Annotated in this window: 13 protein-coding genes; all 13 read left to right on the top strand. The window is 37.1% G+C overall.

The features are described 5' to 3' along the window. The 13 genes from moeB to murI all read left to right on the top strand — a co-directional run bounded on the left by moeB (position 1) and on the right by murI (position 14187). Positions 1–1161: a molybdopterin-synthase adenylyltransferase MoeB gene (gene moeB, locus KE503_RS04460; protein ID WP_212384580.1), complete on the top strand. Its 1161-nt coding sequence runs from the start codon at positions 1–3 to the stop codon at positions 1159–1161. A 283-nt stretch (positions 1162–1444) separates the two neighbouring features. Next, entirely contained in the window at positions 1445–3415 is a 1971-nt protein-coding gene (locus KE503_RS04455) for a BglG family transcription antiterminator (RefSeq protein ID WP_212384579.1), read from the top strand. Positions 3416–3446: 31 nt separating this feature from the next. Beyond that, positions 3447–3896: a PTS sugar transporter subunit IIA gene (locus tag KE503_RS04450; RefSeq protein ID WP_008392340.1), complete on the top strand. Its 450-nt coding sequence runs from the start codon at positions 3447–3449 to the stop codon at positions 3894–3896. A 310-nt stretch (positions 3897–4206) separates the two neighbouring features. Continuing rightward, positions 4207–4518: a PTS fructose transporter subunit IIB gene (locus KE503_RS04445; protein ID WP_008392341.1), complete on the top strand. Its 312-nt coding sequence runs from the start codon at positions 4207–4209 to the stop codon at positions 4516–4518. Between the two features lie 39 nt (positions 4519–4557). Next, positions 4558–5646, top strand: coding sequence for a PTS fructose transporter subunit IIC (locus tag KE503_RS04440; RefSeq protein ID WP_055196389.1), 1089 nt, complete (start codon positions 4558–4560; stop codon positions 5644–5646). A gap of 22 nt (positions 5647–5668) precedes the next feature. Then, a complete protein-coding gene (locus tag KE503_RS04435) occupies positions 5669–6523 on the top strand; it encodes a class II fructose-bisphosphate aldolase (RefSeq protein ID WP_055196388.1) in 855 nt (284 codons plus the stop codon). Positions 6524–6611: 88 nt separating this feature from the next. Beyond that, positions 6612–7481 (top strand): ketose-bisphosphate aldolase, encoded by an 870-nt coding sequence (locus KE503_RS04430; protein WP_055196387.1) that lies wholly within the window; start codon positions 6612–6614, stop codon positions 7479–7481. Positions 7482–7562: 81 nt separating this feature from the next. Further along, on the top strand, positions 7563–8450 hold the full coding sequence (locus tag KE503_RS04425) for an ROK family protein (protein ID WP_212384578.1): 888 nt from the start codon (positions 7563–7565) through the stop codon (positions 8448–8450). A gap of 115 nt (positions 8451–8565) precedes the next feature. Then, positions 8566–10002: a proline--tRNA ligase gene (gene proS / locus KE503_RS04420; protein ID WP_055196385.1), complete on the top strand. Its 1437-nt coding sequence runs from the start codon at positions 8566–8568 to the stop codon at positions 10000–10002. A gap of 90 nt (positions 10003–10092) precedes the next feature. After that, complete coding sequence (locus tag KE503_RS04415; RefSeq protein ID WP_212384577.1) at positions 10093–11439, top strand: CCA tRNA nucleotidyltransferase; 1347 nt, start codon at positions 10093–10095, stop codon at positions 11437–11439. Further along, positions 11436–12242, top strand: coding sequence for a glycerophosphodiester phosphodiesterase family protein (locus KE503_RS04410; RefSeq protein WP_212384576.1), 807 nt, complete (start codon positions 11436–11438; stop codon positions 12240–12242). The genes KE503_RS04415 and KE503_RS04410 overlap by 4 nt, the downstream gene beginning before the upstream one ends. A gap of 67 nt (positions 12243–12309) precedes the next feature. Beyond that, complete coding sequence (locus tag KE503_RS04405) at positions 12310–13371, top strand: D-alanine--D-alanine ligase family protein (RefSeq protein WP_022374709.1); 1062 nt, start codon at positions 12310–12312, stop codon at positions 13369–13371. Positions 13372–13383: 12 nt separating this feature from the next. After that, positions 13384–14187 carry a glutamate racemase gene (gene murI, locus KE503_RS04400; protein WP_022374708.1) on the top strand — a complete coding sequence of 268 codons (804 nt, stop codon included), beginning with the start codon at positions 13384–13386 and terminating at the stop codon, positions 14185–14187. Positions 14188–14200 lie beyond the last annotated feature (13 nt).

Below are 14200 nucleotides of genomic sequence, written 5' to 3'. Positions count from 1 at the left end.
ATGGAAATCACGGTACAGCAAGTAGAATTACTGTCCGATGATGATTATATCTATCTTGATGTACGAGGTGAGATCGCATACCAGCATGGACATATACCTAAGGCTTACGAATGGGCTGGTGATTTCTCCCGCATTGAGGAACTTCCAAAGGATAAGAGACTGATCGTATATTGCAACTACGGAGAGAAAAGTGCCCCGATTGCTGAGCAATTAAGACAGGAAGGGTATGAAGCTTTTAACTTATCCGGCGGTTACCGAGAATGGTTATTACATGTGACATCCCAAAAAGAACAGATGCAGGACGTTTCAAAGGACGGACTGCATCTGTTTTCGTCTACAGAAGAATTAACACCAGACGAGGTCAAACGATATGATCGTCAGATCATCCTGCCACAGGTAGGAAGTGACGGACAAAAGAAGTTAAAGAAATCAAAAGTTCTGATCATCGGAGCCGGAGGCCTTGGAGCACCAGCGGCTTTATATCTTGCAGGAGCAGGAGTTGGAACGATCGGAATTGTGGATGCAGATGATGTCAGTGTGTCTAATCTGCAGAGACAGATCATTCACACAACGAAAAGAGAAGGAACGAATAAGGCAGAGTCTGCCAAGAAATCAATGCTTGAATTAAACGAGCATATCAAGGTAAACACATATCCAGAGTATTTGTATGCGGATAACGCAGAAGAATTGTTCAAAGAATACGATTTTATCATTGATGCTGTAGATAACTTTGAGACGAAGTTTTTGATCAATGATACCTGTGTGTTGTTGAAGAAACCATTTTGTCATGCAGGAATCTTACAGTTTCAGGGACAGGTTATGACTTATGTTCCAGAAAATGATCAGCCATGTTACAGATGCATCTTTGAGGAGATTCCAGAGAGTGGATCTGTGCCAAACTGCAGTCAGGCAGGAATCATAGGCGCAGTTGCAGGGATCATTGGATGTATTCAGGCCCTAGAAGCGATCAAATATCTGTTAGGAATCGGGGAATTGCTGACGGGTAAAATGCTTGTGATGGATGGATTAACGATGAATACAAGGGTAGTCAAATTCCCATCAAAGAATAAGAACTGCCGTGTTTGCGGGGAACATGCAGATATTATGAGCGTAAAAGAAAACCGAATGGAATATGTCGGGGCAGCATGTGCGATAAAATAATAATATAAAAATATATGGGGGCAGAACTTAGATTCTGCCCTCTTATAAATTTATGTAAAAGGAGAACTATGAAATAAACGGGAGTTCTTCTTTTTTTGGCTAAAAAATTACCACATTTTAAAAAAGATTTTTTACCGTATTTCTTTTTGCATCATATAAAATGTACCGCATTAAAAAGTCCGTTGTTGATAAGTTGAGTTTAGCATTCCATGCTATACTAAATCCAAGTTAAACAACAGGAGGTGCAAAAAAGAAAGTCATTAAATTTGAAAGGACCAATAACATGAAACGTTCAAAAGATAAATTTTATATGAAACAGATTTTTGACTGTATTTCAGATGGAGAGATCATTGCAACTGGAAAGATTGCCAAAGAGATCGGATTATCTGAAAAGTCTGTCAGGAATCGGTTAAATGAATTGAGTGACTTCTTATTAGAAAATAATCTTGGAGAAATTCAGCGGAAACCACGAGTTGGAATCTGGCTGGAAGCAAATGAAAATCAAAAAGAAGAAATACAAAAAGCATTATCAGATGAAGATCTGCAAGTAGGAAATTATGATCCAAGAGATAGAGTAAATGAGACATTAAAGATATTTTTTAATCTGCGGCCATGGCAGACAATGACAACACAGAAACTGGCTGAGAAGTTATTCTTAAGTGTTCCAACAATGCTGAAAGTATTAAAGGAATGCGAAGAATGGCTGGAAGTATATCACATTTCCCTTGTGAATGAAAGAGGAAAGGGATATCGGCTCAAAAGTGAAGAAAATGAATACAGAGTTGCATTAAAGAATCTGATCATGATGAAGAAACCAGGAGAAGAGATCAAAGAGAATATAGATTATTTCTTTTCTAACATTGATGTTTCTGCGATCAGAAAATGTATCATTCAAACAGAAAACGAATGGGATTACCATTTCACAGATGAATCATTTTATGAGATCTTAATTTATTGTTGCATCGCGTATAAGAGAAAAGAGCTTGCATTACCATTAGTCAGCGATTATTTTCCAGAGGAATTAAAAATTCTTAAGAAATATAATGAATATGCATTTACGGTAGCAATCTTTGAAAAATTAGAAGAAGTATTTCATGTACATTTTTTGACAGAAGATGTTTTGTTTTTATCAATTCAGATTTTGTGTTCAAAGTTTATTGGAATATCAGATGTAGATGTGACATTAAGTCAGGTAAAGAAATATGACAATAAATTGGTTGATTTTGTAGATCGCATGTTAAAGGTAATCAGAGATATTTTAGATGTTGATCTCACTTCAGATGAGAAGGTAAAAGAAAGCCTGATCATTCATTTAAGACCAACAATTTTCAGACTTCGTTATGGAACGCCACAAAAAAATGCATTGATTGATTTTATAAAAAAAGAATATAAGAATGTATTTCGTGCAAGCTGGGCGATCAGTATTTTGTTTGAAGAATATTATGGACTTCAGATTACAGAAGATGAAATTGGATATATCGTGTTATATATTCAGGCAGCGATCGAAAGAAAAAAACATCAGTACCGCACGGTAATGGTTTCTAATTTTAACATGGGTCATACACAATTAGTAAAAGAAAAGATTAAGAAATCTGTGCCAGAAATTGATGAAATTAAATTTGTAAGTATTCATGACTTTAAGATTGCGGATTATGAAGATTATGACATTATCATTTCGACAGAAGAGAGAAAAGAAAAAGATAAGAGAATTGTAGTCATTCCAAATATCTTAAATGAAACAGGAATTTCCACTTTGAGGGCACATTTAGACAATATGAATTCTATGATGATAGAAAATGCAACACCATTTTCACCAGAATGTTTTATTTTATTTTCACCGGAATTTATATTTACTGATCTGGAAGTCAAAACAAAAGAAGAATGTTTAAAAATAATGAGCCAGGCAATGGAAGAAAAGCATGTTGTTACAGAAGATTTTTATGATTCAGTTATGGATCGTGAGAGTAAAACAACAACAACGATTGGAAATGGGGTCAGTCTTCCGCATGGTTCACCGACAGCGGTTAATGAATCAAAAGTTGGGATAGCAATCTTAAAAAATCCGATCATGTGGGACAATGAACAGGTTCAGGTCGTATTTTTACTGGCGTTCCGTTTAAGTACCAGAGATGAGATCAGCAGGATTCAGATGTTTTATAAAGAATATGTAACACTGATCGATTCTGAGGAAAAATTAGAGAAATTAAAGAGTATGAAATCAAACATTGAGTTATATAAGTATCTGATTCAATAAGTAAAAAGAAAAGTTAAAAGGAGAATTAAAAATGGATATTAAAAGTGTATTAGATGAAAGAGTTATCGACTTAAATATGACAGCAAAGAATAAGAAAGAAGCGATCGAGCATCTTGCAGGAAAATTAAAAGATGCCGGATATATTGCGGATGTTGATTCTTATATAGAAGATATTTATTTGAGAGAATCACAGGGACAGACAGGAATTGGACACTATGTGGCAATTCCTCATGGGAAAAGTGATTCTGTAACACAGGTAGGAATTGCGATTGGTAAAGTTCAGGATGAGATCGAATGGGAGACACTGGATGGAAATGGTGTAAAACTGATCTTTTTATTCGCAGTTGGAAATGATAATGAGAATGCAAAAACTCATTTAAGATTATTGGCTGAAGTAGCAAGAACCTTAGGTAATGACGATGCAGTAGAAGCTCTGCTGAATGCTAGCACAGTAGAAGATCTAAAAGCTGTATTTGCATAAATAAGTTTCCTAACACTCTATATAATTCTTAGGATCCCTGTTCCAATAGGAGCAGGGATCTTTTGCATTTCTATATGTTAAAAATAAATAAAAAATTACCACATTTAAATACTTCCGTTGTGGAATGTGAAACAAAAAACTACCCTAATTAAAATGCCCGTATTGAAAAAATGTCATAATTAAATGGAAAAAATGCCACATTAAAAAGCCCTCTCTTAATGAACACAGTAAGGAAAGCTGGTGTATGATTAGAACATAAAGAAAGAGGTAATAAACAACCAAAAGAAAAATAAGAAAGGAGTTGTAAGTTATGAAAATCGTATCTGTATGTGCATGTACATCAGGAATCGCGCACACTTACATCGCAAAGGAAAAATTAATCCGTGCAGCTGAAAGCATGGGACACACAATCAAAGTGGAAACACAGGGAACAATCGGAACAGAGGATGAATTAACAGCAGAAGAAATCAAAGAAGCAGATGTTGTAATCCTTGCAGTTGATATTGCTATTACAGGAACAGAAAGATTTGAAGGAAAACCTACGATCAAAGTTCCTACAAATGTTTGTGTAAAAGCACCTAAGAAACTGATCGAAAAGATCGAAAATGAATTAGGTAAATAAGAGAGAAACAAAAAACTATACTTAAAGGAGAAGAGAACAATGAAAAAACTTGGAGCGGAATTAAAACGTCACGCATTGACGGCCATTTCCTACATGTTACCTTTAGTCGTAGCATCAGGATTACTGATCGCGATCGGTAACTTAATGGGAGGAGAAAACGTAACTGAATTATCTAAAATGACAATTCCTAGTGCAATGACAACACTTGGTGTATTAGGAATGGGATTATTGCCATCCTTCATCTCAGGATATATCGCTTACTCAATAGCTGACAGACCTGGTATTGCACCTGGTTTCTTAATGGGTCAGATCGCATCATTCTTAGGAGCTGGATTCTTAGGTGGAATGGTTGGTGGTTATTTAGTAGGTTATATCGCATTATTCATTAAGAATAACCTGAAAGTACCTAAATGGGCAGAAGCATTAATGCCAATGATGATCGTACCAACATTATCAGCAATCATCGCTGGACTTATTATGTTCTTCGTAGTAGGAACACCAATCACAATGGCAACAAAAGCCCTAACAAACTTTATTACAGGACTTGACCAGTCTTCAAAAGCAGTTTATGGATTTATCATCGGAGCTCTTGGATGTATCGACTTCGGTGGACCAATCAGTAAAGTACCTAACTTAATCTGTGATGGATTACTGTTAGAGGGAATTACAGGACCAGAAGCGATCAAAGTATTAGCAGCTATGGTTCCACCACTTGGAATTACATTCTCATTAGTATTATCTAAATTACTGAATAAAAACATTTATACAGCACAGGAAAAAGAAAATATCAAAGTTGCATTCCCAATGGGTCTTTGCATGATCTCAGAAGGTGTTATCCCAATCGCAATGAATGATATCATCCGTACAGTTATCTGTACAGCAACAGGATGTGGTGTTACAGGAGCAATCAGTTTTAGCCTTGATGTAGGAAGCAAAGTACCATCAGGTGGTGTATTTGTAATCCCAGCAATGTCAAATCCAATCGCAGCACTTATCGCACTGTTAGCAGGAACAGCAGTTACAGGTGTATTACTTGTACTGATCAAGAAAAAGAAAACAGAAGAAGATGAGCCAATGGTTGACGAAAAAGAAGAAGATCTTGATTTATCAGGATTCACTATTTCATAGGATCAGAAAGGACAGATAAATTATGTATGTATCAATGAAGGGAATGTTAAAACGTGCCAATGAAGGTAACTACGCAGTCATGGCAATCAACTGTTTTAACATTGAGACAGCGAGGGCGGTGATCAATGCAGCACAGTCTTTAAGAGCACCGATCATCATCAATATCGTACAGGAACATATGGTAAATCATTGTGACAGCAATCTGATCGCACCGATCGTTAAAAAACTGGCACAAAGAGCAAGTGTTGAAGTAGCTTTGAATTTCGACCATGGGGAAGAAATCGGATTGTTAAAGAAAGCGTTAGTTGATGGATATTCCAGTGTTATGGTAGATGCTTCCAGATATAACTTGGAAGGTAATATCCGAATGACAAGAGAGATCGTAGAATTTGCGCAACAGTTCGATGCAAGTGTCGAAGGAGAGATCGGATGTATGGGAGCCAGTGAAGGTGATAATTATACGGACGATGATATGAAAACCAATCCAGACGAAGCCTTACGATTTGCAAAAGAAACCGGAATTGATGCATTAGCAATTTCTTTTGGAAGTTCTCATGGAAACTATCCAGAAGGATATGTGCCAGAATTTGATTTTGAAAGATTGAAAGAAATCAAAGAAAAAACAAAGATGCCACTGGTTCTGCATGGGGGAAGCGGTTCTGGTGATGAAAATATTAAAAAATGTGTTGAATTTGGAATCAATAAGATCAATGTAGGATGTGACTTTATGAATGCCAATGTAGACAGTATTAAAAAGCATCTTAAAAAAGATCCAGACATCAATTATTGGGTAATGATGCATCAGGTGGAGATCGATAGCCAGGAATTAGTGAAAAAATATATCCACCTGTCTGGATCAGAAGGAAAATCATTATAAGTTTAATTTAATCAGCATAACAAACGTCTGCCGCAGATTTTGCGGCAGACAGAATAAGATATCAACATTAAAAAGGAGAAATAGAACTATGTTAATGAACATGAAAGAACTTTTAAAAGTAGCAGACGAAAAAGGATTCGCAGTACCAGCATTCAATATTGGTAGTGATCAGTTATTAAAAGCTGTTATGCAGCAGGTAAAAGAAATGAAAAGCCCAGTTATCTTAGAAATGTCTCCAGATGAATTCAACTTCGTTGAAAACAGTTTAGTACAGAGCATGATCTATGAAGCATCTAAAACAGATGTACCAGTTGTTATTCATTTAGACCATGGTGACAAATATGAAACAGTTGTAAGAGCAATTCAGGCAGGATTCACATCTGTTATGATCGATGCATCTAAACTTCCATATGAAGAAAACATTGCGATCACTCAGAAAGTATGTGAAGTTGCACATCTTGCAAATGTATCTGTAGAAAGTGAACTTGGAACAATCGGAACAACAGGAAACTCTATCGAAGGTGGAACAACAGGAGTTATCTATACAGATCCAGATCAGGCAAAAGACTTTGTTGAAAAAACAGGAATTGACACATTAGCAGTAGCAATCGGAACAGCTCACGGAATCTATCCAAGCGATATGAAACCAGAACTTCGTCTTGATATCTTACAGACATTAAAAGATACTCTTGATATTCCATTAGTATTACATGGTGGATCAAGCAACAAAGATGAAGAAATCGCAAAAGCAGTTAAAATCGGTATTTCTAAGATCAACATTTCAAGTGATATCAAAGTTGCATTCTATGAAAAATGCAGAGAAGTATTAAATGCTCATCCAGAATACAGAGAGCCACTTGAAATCTACCCAGAACCAATCAAAGCTTGTAGAGAAGTTATTGCTCACAAAGTTAACTTATTTGATTCTGCAGACAAAGTTAAATACTACTACGAATAAGATATTCGCAAATAATAGCAACATAAAGAGGGGACAGCTTCGGTTGTCCCCCTTTTCGTTTATACAGGAGGGAAAGAAATTATGAAATATGCAGTAGGAATTGATGTTGGAGGAACAAATACAAGAGTTGCCCTGATCAATGAACAATATGAGATCAAAGAAAGAGTTCAGTTTGGATCAGATCCAAAAGATCCAATGAAAACATTAAACCAGATCAATGATGTGATCAAAGAATTTGGACAGGAAATTGAAGGAATCGGAATCTCATGCCCTGGACCATTAGATTTGATCAATGGAGTCATTTTAACACCGCCAAATCTTCCAGGATGGCATAATTTTGAACTGACAAAAGAATTAGAAAAGATCACAGGAGTTTCTGTCCAGCTTGAAAATGATGCAAATCTTGCGGGACTTGCAGAAGCTGTGATCGGTGCAGGAAAAGGAAAGAAGATCATTGAATTTCTGACCATTTCAACAGGAGTCGGAGCAGGACTATGCATCGATGGAAAAATCTATCGTGGTGCAAAAGGATTTGCACAGGAAGTAGCAAACTGTATTTTATGGAAAAATGGACCATCACAGGGAGATTTAAAGAAAGGTTCGATAGAATCTATTGCCAGCGGAACAGCGATCACAAAACGTGCCAATGATGCAGGATTAAATGCAGCACATGCAGGTGAAGTCTATCAGTTTGCACAGGAAGGAAATGAAACGGCAGCAGCGATCATGGAAGATGCTTATGAATATCTGTCAAGTTTTATTGCAACACTTTATGGCATACTTGATCCAGAATTATTTGTCTTAAGCGGAAGTGTGGCACTAAAGATTCCGGGATTTATCGAAGAAATCGAAAAACGTGCTAAAGGAAAAGTGTATGATGCATTAAAAGGTAATGTGAAGATCGTGCCAGCAGCATTAGGAGAGGACTGTGGGCTGATCGGAGCTGCATGTCTGGCATTTAGTAAATAAAAACGCAACCCATAGGAAAACCCTTGAAAAATCCGCCATTTTACAGTAATATTATTCTTAGTATAGTTGTACATGAAAAATATGTACACAACCACAGAAAAGGAGACATTTTGCAATGGCAAAAGATAAGAAATTAGTAGAAGCGATCACTGCGATGGAAGACGATTTTGCACAGTGGTATACAGATGTTGTTAAGAAAGCAGAATTAGCAGATTATTCAAGCGTTCGTGGATGTATGATCTTACGTCCAAACGGATATGCGATCTGGGAGAATATCCAGAAAGTATTAGATGCCAAATTTAAAGAAACAGGTGTGGAAAATGTTGCAATGCCAATGTTCATTCCAGAAAGCCTTTTAAACAAAGAAAAAGATCATGTAGAGGGATTTGCACCAGAAGTTGCATGGGTAACTCATGGTGGACAGAAAGAATTGCAAGAACGTCTTTGCGTAAGACCTACATCAGAGACATTATTCTGTGATTTCTATTCAAAGATCATCCAGTCTCACAGAGATCTGCCTAAATTATATAATCAGTGGGTTTCTGTCGTACGTTGGGAAAAGACAACAAGACCATTTTTAAGAACTTCTGAGTTTTTCTGGCAGGAAGGACATACAGCACATGCAACAGCAGAAGAAGCGGAAGCAAGAACTGTACAGATGTTAAATATGTATGCAGATTTCTGCGAACAGTACCTTGCAATTCCAGTTGTTAAGGGACAGAAGACAGAGAAAGAAAAATTCGCAGGGGCACATGCCACATATACAATTGAAGCATTAATGCACGATGGAAAAGCATTACAGTCTGGAACAAGCCATAACTTCGGTGATGGATTTGCGAAAGCATTTGGTATCCAATATACAGATAAAGACAATAAACTTCAGTATGTACACCAGACATCATGGGGAATGTCTACGCGTATCATCGGAGCGATCATCATGGTTCATGGAGATGATTCAGGTCTTGTATTACCACCAAGAATCGCACCAGTACAGACAATGATCGTACCGATCATGCAGAAGAAAGAAGGAGTGCTTGAGAAAGCAGAAGAGATCAGAAAGAAACTTGCTTCTTCTTACAAAGTGAAAGTCGATGATTCTGATAAGAGCCCAGGATGGAAATTCAGTGAACAGGAAGTACGCGGAATTCCTACAAGAATTGAGATCGGACCAAAAGATATTGAGAAGAATCAGGCAGTGATCGTTCGCCGTGATACAAGAGAGAAGATCATCGTATCTTTAGATGAGATCGAGACAAAACTTGGTGAAGTATTAGAACAGATGCAGAGCGATATGCTTGAGAGAGCGAAGAAACATTTAGCTGAACATACCGTAGAAGCTAGGAATTGGGATGAATTCAAAGCTCACATTGAGAAACAGGATGGTTTCGTAAAAGCAATGTGGTGTGGAGAAACAGAATGTGAAGAAGCAATCAAAGACGAGACAACAGCTACAACAAGATGTATGCCATTTGAACAGGAACATTTAAGTGACGTATGCGTTCACTGTGGAAAACCTGCGAAGAAGATGGTTTACTTTGGAAAAGCTTACTAAGAGTATAATGAATACAATTGCCGGGAATTATGAAGATACATTTCCGGCAATTCTTCCGTTTATGATAAACAGAAAAGATGAGGTGAGAAGATGAAGATTAACATGCCAGCACAGGCAGCAAAAGTAATTAAGACATTAGAAGAACATGGATTTGAAGCCTATATCGTAGGTGGGTGTGTCAGAGATTCGATATTAGGAAGAACTCCGGGTGACTGGGATATTACAACATCAGCTTCACCTCAGGAAGTCAAAGAAATATTTGAACATACAGTAGATACAGGAATCGAACATGGAACAGTTACAGTATTGATGAATCATGAGCCATATGAGGTGACGACCTATCGTGTCGATGGAAAATACGAAGACCATAGAAGACCGAATGAAGTACATTTCACAAAATCCTTAAAAGAGGATTTATTAAGAAGAGATTTTACGATCAATGCCATGGCATACAATGACAGTGAAGGCATCATTGATATGTACGATGGAATGACAGATCTTAAGAACAAAATGATCCGTTGCGTTGGAGAGGCAACGAAGCGATTTGATGAAGATGCTTTAAGAATTCTAAGAGCCTTAAGATTTCAGGCACAGTTAGGATTTGAGATTGAAGAAAAAACCGAAGAAGCGATCAGGAATCAGGCAAGATTCCTAAAAGACATCAGTGCAGAACGAATTCAGGTAGAATTAGAAAAACTGATCACATCCGCACATCCAGAGGTTTTGGTAAATGCATATAAATTAGGTGTTACAAAGATTATTTTCCCTGAATTTGATATTATGATGGAGACACCACAGAATAATCCACATCATAAATATAGTGTCGGAATTCATACGATCGAAGCTATGAAAAATATCGAGGCAGAACATATTTACCGCTGGACAATGTTGCTGCATGATATTGGAAAACCAGAAGCAAGAGTGGAAGGACCGGATAAAGATCATTTTAAAATGCATCCAGTGATCGGAGAAGAAATAGCAAGAAAGATCCTTCGCAGATTAAAATTTGATAATCAGACGATCAAACAGGTCACAACTCTTGTTAGATGGCATGATCGCAGATTTGCATCGTTTGAAGAAGTAAATAAAAAAACGATAAGACGATGGGTCAGCAAACTTACACCAGAATTATTTGCAAGATTAATGGTGGTCCAGAGGGCAGATATTAATGCACAGAGCGATTATCACAAAGAACAAAAAGAACAGGTTTTAAATGAAACCAAGAGACTGTTTGAAGAAATCATTGAAGAGAAAAATTGCCTTTCTATCAAAGAATTAAAGATCAATGGAAAAGACCTGATGGATATGGGAGTTCCACAGGGAAAAGAAATAGGAGAAATTTTGTCATGGCTGCTAGATCAGGTATTAGAACAGCCTGTATTAAATGAACGTGAAACATTAACTGCGATGGTCAAGGAAAAGAGGAATGAGCAATGATCTTATTATGGATTCCAATTTTAATTTTTGTATACATCAAGATGATCGATCCGGGAAAAAAGCGTGAACATCCAGTGCTGAATGTGAAATACTATGCACATCGTGGATTTCATGGGGAAGAAGGCATTCCAGAAAATTCCATGGCTGCTTTTAAGAAAGCCAAGGAATTAGGTTATGGTATGGAACTGGATGTGCAGCTTACAAAAGATGGTGTTATGGTAATCCATCATGATTACGATCTTAAGAGAACATGTGGTGTGAATAAGAAGATTCAGGATCTTACTTACCGTGAGCTGTGCAGATACCGGCTGATGGGAACAAAAGAGAGAATTCCAAGGTTTATAGAAGTCTTGGGAGAGATTGATGGAAAAGTCCCATTACTTATAGAACTTAAAATGGAAACATGTAACCGCAAGTTGTGTAAGAAAGTAGCAAAGGCATTGGACAGATACAGGGGATTATATTGTATCGAATGTTTTCATCCTTATGCTTTATATTGGTTTAAGAAGAATCGTCCAGAAGTGATCCGCGGGCAGTTAAGTGAGCAGTTCTTCAAAGAGAAAGAAGCAGGATCATTTTCACGTAAGATTGCTTATTTCATTATGAAGAATCTATTAACAAATTTTATTACAAAACCAGATTTTATAGCTTATCGTTATAAATATAAAGACTGCCTTCCATTAAAAATCTGCAGGAAATTTTATAAGATTCCAATCTATGGATGGACATTTCGTGATCAAAAAGCATATAAAGAGAATGAACCTTACTTTGAAGGATTTATTTTTGAGAAATTTGTGATATAATCAAGTGATAATAAAATAATTTATTTTAAATTTTTATACTTTTATTATGATAAAGGAGTTTAGATCAATGAAGAAGAATGTAGTAGTGATCTTTGGAGGAGATTCCTCTGAACATGATGTTTCATGTCTGTCAGCAACGACAGTCATCAAGAACATGGACACTGAAAAATATAACGTGATTTTAGTTGGAATCACGAAAGAAGGAAAATGGTTATTAGTAGACAGTGTAAAGGATATTGAAGACGGAAGCTGGAGAGAAGGAGAAGTCAAAGCATTTATCTCTCCAGATACAACAACTCGTTCTTTAGTCATCCTTGCAGAAGGTACATACAAACTTCAGAAAGTGGATGTGATCTTTCCAGTTCTTCATGGTATGAATGGTGAAGACGGAACAGTTCAGGGATTATTTGAACTGTCCAAGATTCCATATGTTGGATGTGGAGTTTTAGCATCTGCAGTTTCTATGGATAAAGTATACACGAAGATCATTGTAGACCATATTGGTATCGATCAGGCGAAGTTTGTTCATGTTAGAGAAAGTGATTTTGAACATTTAGATGAAGCAATGGATCGTGTGGAAAAAGAAATCCCATATCCAATCTTCGTAAAACCTTCTTGCGCAGGATCTTCCAAGGGAGTTTCCAAAGCAGAGAACAGAAAAGAATTAGAAGCAGCATTATACGAAGCGGTGAAACACGACCGCAATATTCTTTGTGAGGAGACAATTGTCGGAAGAGAAGTAGAATGTGCCGTGTTAGGTGATAGAACACAAGTAAAGAGTACCTGTGTTGGAGAGATCCTCGCAGCCCAAGAAGCAGCATTCTATGATTTCGATGCAAAATATAACAACGCAGAATCTAAGACGGTTGTAGATCCAGACATGCCAGAAGAATCTAAGCAGAAGATCAGAGAAGATGCTGAAGCAATCTTTAAAGCCGTTGACGGATTTGGATTATCAAGAGTTGATTTCTTCTTAGAAGAATCAGGAAGAGTTGTATTTAACGAGATCAATACATTGCCAGGATTCACAAGTATCAGTATGTATCCAATGTTATGGAAAGCATGCGGACTTGATATTCCTGAATTAATTGATATATTAATTGATCAGGCAATGACAAGATATCGTTAGGAGGAAATAGCTATGAATGCACCAATTGGGGTGTTTGATTCCGGAGTTGGTGGATTGACTGTCGCAAGAGAGATCATGCGTCAGCTTCCGGAAGAAAGTATGATATATTTTGGAGATACTGCACGTGTGCCTTATGGAACCAAATCCAAAGATACGATCGTGCGTTATTCCAGACAGATCGTCAATTTTCTGTTAAGTAAAGGTGTCAAAGCAGTGGTCATCGCCTGTAATACGGCGAGTGCCCTCGCTTTAGCTGATTTACAGGATCTATATAATGTGCCGATCATCGGTATGGTACAGCCAGGTGCTGTTGCAGCGATGAATGCGACAAAGAATAAGAATATTGGAATCATTGGGACGAATGCTACGATCAAGAGTGGACAGTATGGACAGTATTTAAGAAAATTAGATCCGTCTGTGACGGTAGTCACAAAAGCATGTCCATTATTTGTACCATTGGTAGAAGAAGGACTGATTGATGACCGTATCACAGAGGATATGGTATCACGATATTTAAGAGAATTTAAGCAGTATGACATCGATTCTCTGATCCTTGGATGTACGCATTATCCATTGCTTATTAATCCAATCCAGAGATTTGTGGGTGACAAGGTTACTTTAGTGAACCCTGCTTACGAAGTTGCAAAGACTTTAAAACAGATGCTTGCACAGAGAGATATGGCAGCTTCAGAGGATCATGTAGCACAGTATGAGTACTATGTCAGTGATATGGCAGACCAGTTTTTATCATTTGCCGACAAAGTACTGCCATGCCATGTGGATTATGTACAGCCGGTAGATATTGAGAATTATTAGGAAGTGAAAGATA

Origin of the sequence: Anaerostipes sp. Marseille-Q3525 (assembly GCF_018223505.1) — a bacterium.
Taxonomy (GTDB): domain Bacteria; phylum Bacillota; class Clostridia; order Lachnospirales; family Lachnospiraceae; genus Anaerostipes; species Anaerostipes amylophilus.
The sequence above is the reverse complement of the archived record's forward strand: the minus strand, read 5'-3'. Positions and strand labels throughout refer to the sequence as shown.